The organism is Streptomyces sp. NPDC001492, from assembly GCF_053597275.1.
Genome location: NZ_JBSFHW010000001.1, coordinates 207560 through 221802, shown reverse-complemented (window position 1 = coordinate 221802; position 14243 = coordinate 207560). Strand labels below are relative to the sequence as shown.

At 71.3% G+C, this 14243-nt stretch carries 15 protein-coding genes; 1 reads left to right on the top strand and 14 read right to left on the bottom strand.

Translation table 11 applies throughout. From position 1 onward, the window contains the following. The 14 genes from ACWC1K_RS01165 to ACWC1K_RS01100 form a co-directional block, all read right to left on the bottom strand. Positions 1-597: a Uma2 family endonuclease gene (locus ACWC1K_RS01165; RefSeq protein WP_450828076.1), complete on the bottom strand. Its 597-nt coding sequence runs from the start codon at positions 595-597 to the stop codon at positions 1-3. 88 nt (positions 598-685) lie between these two features. Further along, a complete protein-coding gene (locus ACWC1K_RS01160; protein ID WP_450827709.1) occupies positions 686-1891 on the bottom strand; it encodes a cytochrome P450 in 1206 nt (401 codons plus the stop codon). Positions 1892-1933: 42 nt separating this feature from the next. Then, entirely contained in the window at positions 1934-2434 is a 501-nt protein-coding gene (locus ACWC1K_RS01155) for a GNAT family N-acetyltransferase (RefSeq protein ID WP_450827707.1), read from the bottom strand. 181 nt (positions 2435-2615) lie between these two features. After that, positions 2616-2840, bottom strand: coding sequence for a helix-turn-helix domain-containing protein (locus ACWC1K_RS01150; RefSeq protein ID WP_450827705.1), 225 nt, complete (start codon positions 2838-2840; stop codon positions 2616-2618). Beyond that, positions 2840-3442: a DUF2975 domain-containing protein gene (locus ACWC1K_RS01145; protein WP_450827703.1), complete on the bottom strand. Its 603-nt coding sequence runs from the start codon at positions 3440-3442 to the stop codon at positions 2840-2842. The genes ACWC1K_RS01150 and ACWC1K_RS01145 overlap by 1 nt, the downstream gene beginning before the upstream one ends. A gap of 94 nt (positions 3443-3536) precedes the next feature. Next, the gene (locus ACWC1K_RS01140; RefSeq protein WP_266958005.1) at positions 3537-4202 is read right to left on the bottom strand and encodes a response regulator transcription factor; all 666 of its coding nucleotides are present in this window, start codon (positions 4200-4202) and stop codon (positions 3537-3539) included. Then, entirely contained in the window at positions 4199-5593 is a 1395-nt protein-coding gene (locus ACWC1K_RS01135; RefSeq protein WP_450827701.1) for a sensor histidine kinase, read from the bottom strand. The genes ACWC1K_RS01140 and ACWC1K_RS01135 overlap by 4 nt, the downstream gene beginning before the upstream one ends. Before the next feature lie 97 nt (positions 5594-5690). Then, positions 5691-6371, bottom strand: a complete 681-nt coding sequence (locus ACWC1K_RS01130; RefSeq protein WP_450827699.1) for a response regulator — start codon at positions 6369-6371, stop codon at positions 5691-5693. Next, positions 6368-7744: a sensor histidine kinase gene (locus ACWC1K_RS01125; RefSeq protein WP_450827697.1), complete on the bottom strand. Its 1377-nt coding sequence runs from the start codon at positions 7742-7744 to the stop codon at positions 6368-6370. The genes ACWC1K_RS01130 and ACWC1K_RS01125 overlap by 4 nt, the downstream gene beginning before the upstream one ends. Positions 7745-7828: 84 nt before the next feature. Next, entirely contained in the window at positions 7829-9010 is a 1182-nt protein-coding gene (locus ACWC1K_RS01120) for an acyltransferase family protein (protein WP_450828074.1), read from the bottom strand. A 139-nt stretch (positions 9011-9149) separates the two neighbouring features. Continuing rightward, a complete protein-coding gene (locus ACWC1K_RS01115; RefSeq protein WP_450827695.1) occupies positions 9150-10235 on the bottom strand; it encodes an alpha/beta hydrolase in 1086 nt (361 codons plus the stop codon). A gap of 149 nt (positions 10236-10384) precedes the next feature. Then, positions 10385-11266, bottom strand: coding sequence for an alpha/beta hydrolase family protein (locus tag ACWC1K_RS01110; RefSeq protein WP_450827693.1), 882 nt, complete (start codon positions 11264-11266; stop codon positions 10385-10387). A 206-nt stretch (positions 11267-11472) separates the two neighbouring features. Then, entirely contained in the window at positions 11473-12672 is a 1200-nt protein-coding gene (kynU, locus tag ACWC1K_RS01105; protein ID WP_450827691.1) for a kynureninase, read from the bottom strand. Beyond that, the gene (locus tag ACWC1K_RS01100; RefSeq protein ID WP_450827689.1) at positions 12665-13510 is read right to left on the bottom strand and encodes a tryptophan 2,3-dioxygenase family protein; all 846 of its coding nucleotides are present in this window, start codon (positions 13508-13510) and stop codon (positions 12665-12667) included. The genes kynU and ACWC1K_RS01100 overlap by 8 nt, the downstream gene beginning before the upstream one ends. A 207-nt stretch (positions 13511-13717) precedes the next feature. Here ACWC1K_RS01100 and ACWC1K_RS01095 point away from each other — a divergent pair, with 207 nt between their 5' ends. Beyond that, positions 13718-14200 (top strand): SAM-dependent methyltransferase, encoded by a 483-nt coding sequence (locus ACWC1K_RS01095; protein WP_450827687.1) that lies wholly within the window; start codon positions 13718-13720, stop codon positions 14198-14200. The last annotated feature ends 43 nt before the right edge of the window (positions 14201-14243 follow it).

Here is a 14243-nt window from a genome sequence, read left to right as displayed (position 1 = left end):
TCAGTCGACGTACTGCTTCAATTCTTCGGTGTCGAGTTCGATGCCGACCGGATCGGGGAGAGCAAACTTGTCGCCGAGCCCGGCCACGTGGATGTCCTGGTAGCCGAACGACGGGTGCGGATTGCTGTGCACGAGAACCGAGAGGTTGTCCCGGTCGATCAGCAGATGGACCGGGATGCCCGCCTCGGCGTACGCCCGGGGTTTGTCCACCCGGTCGCGTTTGCGGGTGTCCGAGTCGTACGACGTGATCTCTACGGCCATCAGCACGCCGTCGGGATCAGTCCAGTCGCCTTCGCGGTTGAAGTAACCCACAGGTGCAAGCACGGCGTCAGGCAACGCGCGCCCCTTCCGGCATGCCTCCACCTTCAGCCCTTGGTTCGCCACATAGAGGGTGAGTTCGGGCCGTGCCCGCTTGCACTCGAAGACCAGCCACATCGCGATCTCGCCATGCCTGGCGTCCGCCACTTTCTTGACCTCGATCCGTCCGCCGATGAACTCGAAGCTGACGGTCTCGTCCTCACGGGCAGCGAATTGGGCGATCCGCTCGAACAGGTCCACCGACATCTGATCTGAGGCACGCTCTGCCATAACCGTCATGGTGCCTCCCTTCGCAGGCAGGCACCAGCTTGACGAGCCCGCGACGACCATCGATCGGGATTCGCTCAGCGATCATCCAAACGAGTGATCACCCCACGTCGACGCTCAGCCCCTCCAACCCCCGGATCACAAAGTTCGGCTTCCGCTCCGGCTCCGCCGCCAGCCGCAGCCCGGGGGCCTTCTCCAGCAACGCCGTCATCGATGCCGCCAGTTCGATCCGGGCCAGCGGGGCGCCGATGCAGTAGTGGATGCCTGCGCTGAAGGAGATGTGCGGGTTGTCCCGGCGGGTGAGGTCGAGACGCTCGGGGTCGCGGAACACCTCCGGGTCGTGGTTGGCGGAGCCGAAGAGCATGGCGATCTCGGCGCCGCGCGGGATGACGGTCCCGTCGATCTCGATCTCGTCCAGCACCCACCGCTCGAAGAGCTGGAGCGGGGTGTCGTAGCGCATGAGCTCTTCCACGGCGGTGGGGACGAGGGAGTGGTCCGCGCGCAGGGCGGCCAGCTGATCCGGATTCCGGAAGAGGGCGTACCAGCCGTTCACCGTGGCGTTGACGGTCGCCTCGTGGCCCGCGTTGAGGAGCAGGACGGCGGTGGAGATCATCTCCTGCTCGGTGAGGCGGTCGCCCTCGTCGTGGGCGGCGATGAGCCCGGAGATGAGGTCGTCGCCGGGGGTCCGGCGACGCTCGGCGATCAGCTCGCGGAGGTAGTCGGAGAACTCGACCGAGGCCTGTACGGCCCTGCGAGCCGTGTCCTCGGAGGGGTTCAGCTCGTACATCCCGCAGATGTCGGCCGACCAGGGGCGCAGGGGCGCACGGTCGGCCTCGGGGATCCCCAGCATCTCGGCGATGACGGCGACCGGCAGCGGCTCGGCGACATCGCTGAGCAGGTCCCCGCCACCTTTCTCCACGAGGCGGTCCACGAGCTCCCCGGCGAGGTTGCTGACGTACGGCTTGAGCTGCTCGACCGTCCGTGGCGTGAACGCCTTCGAGACCAGCCGCCGGATGCGGGTGTGGTCCGGGGGCTCCAGGTCCAGCATCCCGTGGTCGTTGAGCGTGTGGAACGGCTCGTGTTCGGCCGGGGGTGCCGTACGCCCGAAATCCTCGTGCGTGAACCGGTGCTGGTACGTCCGCCCGAGGCGCCGGTCGCGCAGCAGCGCGGAGACGTCGGCGTGGTGCGGGACGAGCCACTGGTTCGTGGGCTCGTAGTGGTGCACGCGGCCCTTGGCGCGCAGCTCGGCATAGGCGGGGTAGGGGTCGGCCAGGAACTCCGGGTCCCACGGGTCGAAGGCGGTCATGGACGGACGCTAGCCCGGCATCCCCCTGCCTGACCAGGGATGTCAGTCCTCGGGCACGAGGTCGCGCCGGTACCAGGTGCCCGGCTTGCCGCCCACGTGGGCCGGGTCGGCCGGGCCCACCGGCACGAACCCGGCCTTGGTCAGCACCTTCTGGGACGCCACGTTCCGGTGGGCCGTTGCCGCGCGCAGGGTGCGCAGCCCGTACCGGTCCGCCGCCAGCCGGCACAGCTCCTGGACGGTCGCGGTCGCCACACCACGTCCGGCGACATGCTGCGCGACCCGGTAGCCGAGCTCGGCACTGTGGTCCTCGATGTCGACCAGGTTGAACCGGCCGAGCACCGAACCGTCCTCCGCGACGAGCACATGGAAGGCGCAGATACCCGCCTCCTGCTCCGCCAGCAAGGCGTCGTAGCCCTCGGTGAAGTGCTCGAAGTAGTCGTCGCCGCGGTCGGTGATCGAGGCGGCGAAGTAGGCGCGGTTCGCCAGCTCGAAGGCCAGGACCGCCGGGGCATGACCGGCCTGCAGCCGTTTCAGCTCGGGCATCTGCTCGACCCTACAGGCGGCCTCCGTTCAGCGAGGGTCGCTGCCCCCTGAGGGACGGCCCTTCAGGTGGTTGATGAGCGCGGTGAGGCATGAGCCACCTCCCGCCCATGCACACGATCGGCGAACTCCGTGCTGCCCTCACCATGGGCTACGGCACGAACGGCCGCACACAGCCCGCGGCTCAGTCGCCCCGGAAGCTCAACAGATCACCGGGCTGGCACCCCAGTTCCCGGCAGATCGCACCGAGCGTGGAGAAGCGGATGGCCTTGGCCCGGTCGTTCTTCAGAACCGAGAGGTTGACCACCGTCACACCGACCCGCGCCGCCAGTTCGGACAGAGTCATGCCCCGCTCCGCGAGCAGTCGGTCGAGATGAACCTCGATGCGGTGGTCGTCCTCCGGTGGCATCAGACGAGCCCCTCGGTGTCCTCGCGCAGCCGCGTGCCCTGCCGGAAGACCTCGGCCAGCGCCGCCACCAGCAGGCCCAGGAACAGGGGCGCGGCGGAGACGGTGTAGGCGAAGGGCACCGCGGGGCTGACGGCCGTGCCGCTGATCAGGAGATGGGTGGTGATCGCGTCCACCGCGGGGCCGAGTACGCCCATGGCCACGATCGCCGCCGCGATCACCTGAAGCCGCCGGGCGTTCTCCGGTACGAAGACGTCGGCTTCGCGCAGCGTACGGGCCATGCGGAGCAGGAACGCGAGGACCACGATCAGCAGCGCGCCGTAGAAGATGTCCGGCAGAGCCAGCAGTATCCGCTGCTGGACATCGGGATGGGTCAGGGCGACCTCCGCCCGGTGAGTGCCGCGGAGCGTCACTGGTCCGCCCGTCACTGCGGCCGGCACCCGGGTGACGGCGTCGATCCGCACGTCACGTGTGTCCATGGGGTCGATGGGCCCTGTCACTCCGAGGAGCGGGAGGAGTACCCCGAAAAGCCCCGCCAGGGCCAGCGCCACCCCGAGGACCACTTCCAGCAGACGCCCGCCACGCCTGCCCTGCAATGAACTCATGCTCACGGTTCCCCCGTCCGAGACGACCTATCGTTTTTCGATATTATCGATAAACGATAGGTCGAGCAATCCGGTCGGGGTTCGGCTGCCGTCCCTACCCCGGCGTCACCAGCCGCGCCTCATAAGCGAACACCGCCGCCTGGGTCCGGTCCCGCAGCCCGAGCTTCACCAGGATCCTGCTGACGTGGGTCTTGATCGTCGACTCGGCCACCACCAGGCGTTCGGCGATCTCCGCGTTCGACAGGCCCTGGGCGATGAGGACCAGGACCTCCGTCTCGCGTTCCGTGAGGTCGCCGTAGGCCTGGTGGGCGGAGTGCATGGCGCGGGGGGACTCCGAGAGTTTGGAGAACTCCGTGATCAGGCGCTTCGTCACCGAGGGGGCGAGCAGGGCCTCGCCGGAAGCCACCACCCTTACGCCGTCGGCGAGTTGGCGGGCCGAGGCGTCCTTCAGGAGGAAGCCCGAGGCTCCTGCGCGCAGGGCCTGGTAGACGTACTCGTCGAGGTCGAAGGTCGTCAGGACCAAGACCTTCGCCGTGCTGTTGGCGGCGACGATCTCCCTCGTCGCTTCGATGCCGTTCAGCTCCGGCATGCGGATGTCCATCAGGACCACGTCGGGGGCGAGGTCGCGGACGCGGTCGACCGCCTCGCGGCCGTTCACCGCCTCGCCGACCACCTCGATGTCCGGCATCGCGTTGAGCAGGACCGAGAAGCCCTCGCGCACCATCATCTGATCGTCCGCGATCAGGACACGGATGGTCATGCGTCACCTTCGCTTGCCGTGGCGACCGGCAGGAACACCGTCACCTCATAGCCTCCCTCGTCCGTCCGGGCCGCCGTCATCTCACCGCTCAGCATGGTGACGCGTTCCCGCATGCCGGTGATGCCGTGGCCGGCGCCCGGTGAGGGCTTGACCAGGGAGGGGTTCGGTGGCGGGCCGTTCACGATGCGCAGGCCCAGGCCGCCGAGGACGTACGAGACCTCCACCTTGGCAGCGGCGCCCGGTGCATGGCGCAGGGTGTTGCTCAGCGCCTCCTGCACTATGCGGTACGCCGACAGCTCGACGCCCGGCGGGAGTTCCCGTATCGCTCCGGTCGTCGTCCTGTCCACGCTCAGGCCCGTCTCCCGCACATTGGCGAGCAGGGCGTCCAGGTCGGCGAGGGTGGGCTGCGGGGCGTCCGGGGCCTCGTAGTCCTCGGCGCGGACCACGCCCAGTACGCGGCGCAGTTCGGTGAGCGCCGCCACCGCGTTCTCCCGGATCGTGGCGAACGCCTTCTCCAGTTCCGGGGGCGGGTTCTCGACCCGGTAGGGGGCCGCCTCCGCCTGGATGGCGACCACCGACATGTGGTGGGCGACCACGTCGTGCAGCTCGCGGGCGATCGTCGTGCGCTCCTCCAGCAGGGTGCGCCGGGAACGCTCGTGCGCGGTCACCGTCTGCTGGGCGGTCACCTCCTGGCGGGCCTCGCGGCGGATGTGCCAGACGGAGACCGCGAGGAGGATCAGGGCGGAGAAGGACAGCAGCTGAGCGGTGTTGGCGTCGAAGCCGGAGTGCGGCCCCCAGCTGAAGAAGGTGGTGACCACCACTCCGTAGACCCCGGTGAGCGCCCACATCCACGCCGCCGTGCGCGGCCGGGTCCGTATCGCCACGATCGTGAGCACGAACAGGTGGCAGGCGAAGGAGCCGGGCAGCCACGGCCACTCACTGTCCCAGCTCGCGCCGACCACCGCGGCGACCGGGGTCGCGGCCATCGACGCCCAGAACGCGCCGACCGGCCGGACCAACGTCAGCAGGACCGGGACCAGGGCCAGCAGGCCGAGGACGAAGTTCTCCCCGGCGCCGATCACCGCGCTGTTCGCGGCGATGAGCATGGCCAGCAGGCCGAACGCCGTGATCACCGCGTGCGGAGTCCAGGTCGCGTACTCCCGCATGCGGCCGCGCAGGTGGCGGACGAGCGGGGCGTGGGCGCTCAGGCGCGGCAGCGGACGGTAGGCGAAGGCGTCGTGAAACAGGTCCTGGCGCATTCCGCGCAGGGCGTCCACGGCCGCCCGGAACTCCGGGCTGCTCGGCTTGTACGGCTCGTACGCACTGTCCGGAGGCTCCATCTGCCTGGTGGGCTCCGGTGGTGTCGGCTGCGTCTGGGGCGTCTCGGTCACGTTGAAAACGGTAGGCCGTGGCGGGAGCCGCGGTCGTCACCAGTGAGGAGGGTCCTTCGGCGTCCCCCTCAGGTACTACGAGCAGGTACTACGGGGGTCAGTAGCCGGACGGCCGTACCAGCCCCGACTCGTATGCGAACACCGCCGCCTGCGTGCGGTCCCGGAGGCCCAGCTTCACCAGGATGCGGCCGACGTGGGTCTTCACGGTCTGCTCGGCGACGACCAGGCGCTGGGCGATCTCCGCGTTCGACAGGCCCTGCGCGATCAGTGCGAGGACCTCCGTCTCGCGCTCGGTCAGATCGCCGACGCGCTCCTTCAGCGGGGCGCGGGGCCTGTCGTCCAGGCGGGAGAACTGAGCGATCAGCCGCCGGGTGATACCGGGCGCGAGCAGCGCGTCGCCGGCCGCCACCACCCGTACCGCCTCGGCCAGTTGGTCCGCCGACGCGTCCTTGAGGAGGAACCCGGACGCGCCCGCGCGCAGCGCCTCGTACACGTACTCGTCGAGGTCGAAGGTGGTGAGCACCAGCACCCTGATGTGCGGTGTCGCGTCGGTGATGCGGCGGGTGGCCTCGATGCCGCCCATCTCGGGCATGCGGATGTCCATGAGGACGACGTCCGGGGCGAGTTCGGCGACCTTGGCCACGGCGTCGAGGCCGTCGACCGCCTGGCCGATCACCTCGATGTCCGGCTTGGTGTTGAGCAGCACGGTGAAGCCCTGCCGGACCATCTGCTGGTCGTCGGCGATCACTACCCGGATGGGGCTGTTGCTGCTCGTCATGCGGTGTCGTCCTTCGGGTCGGTGGCGGGGGCGTCGGGCAGGTCCGGGCCGTCGGCGCGCGGGTCGACCGGCAGGAAGGCGGAGACCTGGTAGCCGCCGTTCGGCCGGGGGCGTGCGGACAGGTCGCCGCCGAGCATCGCCGCCCGTTCCCGCATACCCAGCAGACCGTGCCCCGCGCCCGGTGACGCCGGAGCCTCATGCAGTGGACGGGAGTTGACGACTTCCACGCGCAACCCGTAGGGGACGTAGGCGACTTCGACACTCGCGCTCGCGCCGGGCGCGTGGCGCAGCACGTTGCTGAGCGCCTCCTGCACGATCCGGTACGCCGACAGCTCCACGCCCGAGGGCAGCGGGCGCCGCTCCCCCGTGGTCCGTGTGGTCACGGCCAGACCGGCGGCCCGGGTGTTCTCGACGAGCGCGTCGAGCCGGTCCAGGGTGGGCTGCGGGCTGTGCGGGTCGTTGCCGCCGTCGGCCGGTGCGTCCGTGCCGGGGTCCTCCGAGCGCAGCACGCCCAGCACCCGGCGCAGTTCGGTCAGCGCCTCCAGCGCGTTGTTCCGTATGCCCTCGAGGTTCTCCCTGAGCTCGTCGGGCGGGTTCTCGACGAGATGCGGGGCGACCTGGGCCTGGATGGAGATGACGGACATGTGGTGGGCGACCACGTCGTGCAGTTCGCGCGCGATGCGGTTGCGCTCCTCCAGGAGGGTGCGCCGGGCCCGCTCCTCGGCGGTGAGGGTGGTCAGCCGTCCGACCTCCGCGCGTGTCTCGCGGCGGCTGCGCAGCGCGATGCCGAGCAGGACGGCGAGCGCGGACAGGGCGATCGCGAGCGGGCCCGTCGACTGCTGGGGGCCGTCGGACACCGGGTGCGGCGCCTCCCACACACCCTGCAGGACCAGGGTGGCTAGCACCGTCAGGGCCAGCGCCTCCACGGACACACGGGTACGCACGCGCAGGGCGAGCAGCAGCAGCACCAGCAGCTGGGCGATGATCCCGGCCGCGGTCCAGGGCCAGGTGAAGTCGTGCGCCGCGCCGCCGGTCAGGCTGAAGTGCACCGCAACGGCCCCGAGGACCGAACCCGTCGTCGACAGCCACCAGGCCGGGATCGGCCGCCACAGCGCCAGCGCCACCGCGCCGCCCTGCGCGAGCGCGATCAGGAAGCCGTAGCCGAAGCCCAGATGTCCGTTGTCCGTGAGCTGCGCGACACCGCCGAACGTGATCCAGAACGCGGTGACACACAGCACGCCGTGCGGAAACCGCCGCAGCCGCCCGAAGGCGGGCAACGGATCCGCGCGGGCCGTCCACAGGTCGTCCCGGAGCCCGCGCAACCAGCGCAGGACGCGGCCGCCGAACCGCCGCTGGATCCCCGTTTCCGTCACGCCGCAACCCTAAGCGGATCAGGCGAAGTCGGCCGCGGTCCGGCAGCGCCCCGAAGGGGCGGGCGGGCCGTGTCGCCGGGCGGCTCAGGCACGATGGGCGACCCTCGTCCCCGCCCCGTCCGGGCCTGGGTGGCGACGGACCACCCGGGAGGAGCCGGTGCTTCTGCCGCGCGGGCCCCGGTGCTCGTAGGAGTGGAAGGCCGCCCAGCAGACCGTGAGCGCGAGGGCGAACACGGGGAGCCAGGCCAGGCGGAACGCCACCCAGTCGAGGCCGTCGGGGGTGGTGTGCAGGCCGGGCAGCCGGCCTGCCGGGAGGGCGGTGGCCGTGGTCGCCATCATGGCCGTCTGGTGCCAGAGGAAGATCGTCATCGCGGAGAGGTTCACAAAGGCCACCGCGGCCCAGGCCAGGGGCCGGCGCATCGTGCGACGCAGCCGGTCGCGCAGGAGCAGGGCCAGGCCGCACTGGGCCAGGCCGAAGGTGACCGCGGCCAGGGTCGGCGGATTGAGGTTCGAGATGGTCTGCCCCGGGACGCCGACCATCGAGGCGGGGTAGCCCGCGAAGGCGACCAGCAGGGCCGTCGCCACCGCACCACCGGCGAACAGGATCCAGCCCGCGCGGGCGCGGTCCAGTTCGCCGCGCGTCCAGGCCGCGCCCAGGGTGTACGGCACCAGCCAGCCGGCCGCCAGGTTCACCCAGCCGAGGCCCTGCGGGGCGCCGAGGCCGAAACGGAGAAGGTCCACATGGAGGACGACGGCCAGCGGCCACAGGGGGTTGAGCCGGGTCAGGAGCGGGGTCGCCGCGGTCAGCGCCGCGAGGACCAGCAGGAACCAGAGGGGAGAGAGGGCGAGTTTGACCAGGGTGTGGATCGTGTCGGGTTGCGCGCCCGAGACGAACAGGGCCGTCGCGGCGATCGTCCAGAGGACCAGTACGGCGGCCACCGGCTGGAACAGCCGCGACAGACGGGCGGTCAGCCACTGCCGGTACGGGGTGCCCTTGGCGCGGGACGCCGAGTAACCACGGGTCGCCACATGGCCGCCCACCAGGAAGAACACGGCCAGGGTCTGGAAGACCCAGGAGATCGGGGCCAACCACGGCAGGTGCTGGAGGGGGCTGGAGGCGTGCAGGGAGCCGCCGTCCGCCACCAGGGCCGTGACCAGCCAGTGGCCGAGGACCACACCGAGGATCGCGAAGGCGCGCAGGGCGTCCACCGCGCGGTCGCGGTCGGCGGGGGTGGCGGCGTCGATCCGGCCGGCGGCCCTCCGCAGGGCGCCCTGTCGTACGGCGCCCTCTCGCTCCCGGGCGGCGCTGTCTCGTACGACGCCCTCTCGTACAGCGTCCTGTCCTGCGGCGCTCCGTATCGCTCCGCCGTGTCGTATGCCGTCCCACGCGTGGCGCACGCTCGACTCACGCACGGGTCACCTCCTTGGTGTCGTCCAGGACGATGCGGGTGAGGTTGGCCAGGGAGACCGAGCCCGGCCTGAAGTAGTCGCTGTGGCCGCCGGGGCCCGCCGCGAAGACGCGGGCGCCGAAGGCCGGGGACACGGGATCCGTGCCGAAGCCGACGGTCCAGCCGAACAGGTCCGCCCTCACGTGCGGGACCTCCTCGACCCAGTCGTCGGCGCCGCGGGCCGCCCATATGCGGGCCCTTGTGTGCAGGGCCGCCGCCGTGTCCGCGCCGGTGCCGGGGCTGCCGAGGAAGGCGATGTCCTGCACGTCGAGGCCGGGGGCGGAGCGGGCGCAGACGACCGTGCCGTAGGAGTGGCAGAGGAGGGAGATGCCGGCCTTCCGGCCTGCTATGTGGCGCAGTTCGGCGATGAACTCGCGCAGGTGCGGGGCTGCTTGGTCGGCGCGGTCCGTGGTGAGGACCGTGGTGCTGACCGTGCCGGGGGTTGTGTAGCCGAGCCAGGCGACGACGGCGGTGGTGCCTTGCGGGGCCTCCTGGACGAGGCGGTCGTGCAGGGCGACTGCCGTCGCGCGGAAGCGGTCGTAGGTGTCGAGGGAGGTGTCCGAGCCCGGGATCAGGACGGCGATGCGGGTGGCGTGGGCGAGGTCGCCGAAGACCTCCGTGGCCTGGCCCTCGCCTCGGCCGTCGTAGGCGAGGAGGTGGCGGGTGGGGGCGGCCATGGCTCGGTCTGCCGCGGCGCGCTCGTGGTCGCCGTGGGCTGCGGCCATACGGGCGGCTTGGGCGGCGTTGGTGCGGTTGGCTCTGTAGGCGGCGTCGAGGGTGGTGGGCGTGAGGGGGGCGGGGGTTGCCGGGGGTGGGGCGGGGATCTCCGGTCGGGCTGCGCCCGAGAGTGGGGCGACTATGGCGGCGGTGATGAGGGCTGCGAGGGCGGCCCGGCGCCACCTTTGGGTGCGGCGGCGTTTGGGCTGGGGTGACGGGGCGTCGCTCGCCGGTGCATGCCGGGTGCCGCTGCACGATTGGCCGCAGCTGTCGCGGCTGCCGGTTGCGTGCCCCACCGCCACCCGCGCGTCCGTCTTCAGCCCCATGGTCGTCCCCCTCCAGTTCGCCCGGCCATCGGGCTTGTCTGGAAGGGAAGTTACGGAGCGTCACGTGTCGTCCGCGTCACGCCAGGGAGCTGTCCTGCGGCGTAGCTCTCAGGTATTACGGGTATGAAAGGGGCCCGCTCACGGACGCCTCACCAGGCCAGTTGGGCGATTTCCTCCGCGACGACCGCGCAGGCGTCCGCCGCCGGGTCGATGAGGGGGAAGTGGCCGACCTCCTCCAGGAGTGTGAGGCCCACGACCTCGCCGGCCTTCGCCGCCGCGTCGGCGTACGACTCGGCGACCGCCTGCGGGACGGTGCGGTCCGTGCGGCCCTGCACCAGGGTGGTCGCGATGCCCGTCGGGAGCAGGAGCGAGGGGTCGGCGTACGGACGGCGTTCGGCGAACTTCTCGTCGCCGCCCAGCAGTTGACGCGAAGCACCCCCGCACACGTCCAGTTTCTCGGCGACCTCGAAGTCGGCGATCGGGGCCAGGGCGACGACCCCGCGCAGCGGTGCGGGGCGGTCGATGCGCCAAGGGGCGTCGGCGGGCAGCAGATGGCGGGCCGCCCCCCACAGGGCGAGGTGACCGCCGGCCGAGTGCCCGGTGACCACCATGCGGCGCGGGTCGGCCTCCGGAAGGGTCTCGCGTACGAGAGCGGGCAGCGCGTCCAGCGCGGCCGCGACGTCGTCGAAGGTCTCCGGCCAGCGGCCCGCGACAGGGCCGACGCCCTGGGCCGGGACCGCGCTCCCCCGCCGGTACTCGACACTGGCCACCGCGAAACCCCGCCGGGCCAGGAAGTCCGCGAACGGGGAGATGTGCAGGCGGTCGTACGGCGCCCGCCACGCGCCGCCGTGCAGCACGACGATCAGCGGGGCGAGGGCGCCGGGCACCACCTCGGTGCGCGGGGCGTAGAAATCGATCAGCTGGTCGGGGTGGTCACCGTACGCGGCGGTGGAGTCGGGATCGACCGCCGGGTGCGAGAACGCCGACTCCTCTTCGGCGGCGGCCCGGGCAGCTGCGGCGTCGTCCGGCATGCTCCAACCTCTCAGCGACGTAACGTTATTGACGTGGCGGACCAGGGTGGAAAACCGGCCGTTGGCGGGGACGGTATCAGGCCGATGACGTGGGCCGACACGGGGATGTCACGCTCGGTGAGGGGAAACGGTTCTGTAGACCGCGGGCCGGGCAGTTCCGCGGCCACCGAAGCCACCGCGGACCGCCCGGCACCAACCCCCTGGGTCTATCCCGCGAGTTCGCCGAGCGTCTCCGCCAGCACCCGCGCCGCGCGCTCCACGTCCCCGAACCCGACGTACAGCGGTGTGAACCCGAACCGCAGGACGTCCGGTCGCCGAAAGTCCCCGACCACCCCGCGCTCGATCAGCCGTTTCATCACGTCCCCGGCGTCGTCGCAGCGCAGCGCCACCTGGCTGCCGCGCTCCCGGTGGGCGAGGGGGGTCAGTGACTCCACCCGCCCCTCGGGGACGTACGCCGAGACGCACTCCAGGAAGAAGTCCGTCAGCGCCAGGGACTTGGTCCGCACCGCCTCGATCGGGACACCGTCCCAGACCTCCAGTGCCGCCTCCAGGGCGAGCATGGACAGGATGTCCGGCGTGCCGACCCGGCCGCGCAGGGCACCGGACGCCGGTTCGTACCCGGGCCGCATCCCGAACGGCTCCGCATGGGAGTTCCAGCCGGGGAGCGGCGAGTCGAAGCGGTCCTGGAGGTCCCGGCGGACGTACAGGTACGCCGGGGAGCCCGGGCCGCCGTTGAGGTACTTGTAGGTGCAGCCGACCGCCAGGTCGACGCCGTGCTCGTCGAGCCCGACCGGCAGCGCGCCCGCGCTGTGGCACAGGTCCCAGACGGCCACCGCGCCCGCCTCGTGCACGGCGGCGGTCAGCGAGGGCAGGTCGTGCAGGCGGCCCGTGCGGTAGTCGACATGGTTCAGCAGGACGGCGGCCGTACGACCGGACAGCGCGTCCGGCACCTCCGCCGGGGCCACCGGACGCAGCGTGCATCCGGTCATGCGGGCCGCCGACTCGGCGATGTAGCCGTCGGTGGGGAAGGTCGTCGCGTCCACCAGGATCTCGTCCCGGCCCGTCCCGGACACCAGCCGTACCGCTGCCACAAGTGCCTTGAAAACATTGACACTTGTCGAGTCGCCCACGACGATCTGCCCGGCCGCCGCCCCGACCAGCGGGGCGATCCGGTCGCCGATCCGCTCGGGCGCCGTCCACCAGCCGCTCTCGTCCCAGGACCGTATGCGGAGCTCACCCCACTGCCTGCGGACGACGTCGTCCACCCGCCCCGGGACCGCGGCCGGCAGGGCGCCGAGCGAGTTCCCGTCCAGGTAGACCACCTCGTCCAGCACGAACTGCTTGCGCGTACCGGCCAGTTCGTCGGCGGCGTCGAGTTCCTGTGCGCGTGCCGTCAGCTCAGACATGAGACCTCGCCGTCCACAGCTCGGGGAACACGTTCTTCTGCGCGCGCTTCTCCAGCCAGGCGACGCCCGCCGAGCCGCCCGTGCCGGGCTTGGAGCCCATCGCGCGGCGGGTGGCGACCAGGTGGTCATTGCGCCATCGCCACACCAGTTCGGCGACGTCGGTCAGCGCCTCGCCGAGGCGGGCGAGTTCGGTGTTCTCGTCGCCCGCGTAGACGGCGGTCCAGGCGGCCTCGACGGCCTCCGACGGCTCGTACCGCCGTGAGACGTCGCGGCGCAGCACGGAAGCGGGGATCGCGCATCCGCGCCGCGCCATCAGCCGCAGCACCTCGTCGTAGAGGCTCGGCTCGGCGAGGGCCTTCTCCAGTTCGGCGTGGACGCGGGGTGCGCCGCGGTGCGGGACCAGCATGGACGCGGACTTCTCGCCGAGCAGGAACTCCATCCGGCGGTACATCGCCGACTGGAAGCCGGAACCCTCGCCCAGCGCGCTCCGGTACGAGTTGAACTGCGTCGGGGTCAGCTGGCCGAGCGGCTTCCAGGAGGCGTTCAGCGCCTCCAGCTCCCGTACCGAACGCTTCAGCGCGGCGATGGCGGTCGGCACGTCGTCGGAGCGCAGGGCGTGCGCCGCGGTCTCCCACTCGTGGACGATCACCGTGAACCACAGCTCCATCACCTGGGTCGTGACCAGGAAGACCATCTCTCCGGGGTCGTCGGAGAGGGTGTGCTGGAGGTGGGTGAGCACGTCCGCCCTGACGTAGTCCTCATAGGGCGTCGTGCCTGCGAAGTCGAGATGCGGGGTCTCGGGCTCCGAAGCCTCGTGGGGCTGAGCCTGGTGGGACATCGCTGTCTCCTGTTGTTGCTCCGGGTAGCGGTCCGCCCCTGCCGTTACCGACACGGGGGCCCCGGTCCCCGCCGGGCATCTTCTTCGATGGTCCGCCCGGAACGCAAGGCCCGCCTGGTCACCGGCCCGTCGAGCCGCCGGATGACCTGGACTACGCTCGGGCGCCGCACAGAACCCGTTGTCGAACTTCGACGAAAGGCACGGCAGATGTCTGAGAAGAGCACCTCGTCCGAGGTGGTCTCCGTCCCGGTGGGCCGGGTGGTCGGCGGACGTGCGGAGGTCCGTGACGACGACTGGGGGAAGGTCGAGGCCGTCATCCGCCTGGACGGCGAGCAGTTCGACGCGGACGCGCTGGCGGGTCTGGACGCCTTCTCCCACCTGGAGATCGTCTACCACTTCGACCGCGTGCCCGTGGCGAAGATCGAGACCGGTGCCCGCCATCCGCGCGGCAACACCGACTGGCCGATGGTCGGCATCTTCGCGCAGCGCGGCAAGAACCGCCCCAACCGCCTCGGCGTCTCCCGCTGCCGCCTGGTGCGCACCGACGGGCTCGACCTGCACGTCCAGGGCCTCGACGCCGTCGACGGCACCCCCGTCCTCGACATCAAGCCCTACATGAGCGAGTTCGGCCCCCAGGGCACCACCAGCCAGCCGGACTGGGCCACCGACATCATGAGCCGCTACTACTGACCGGACGGCCCCCTCCGCGGACCACCGCTCAGCGCAGCGCAAG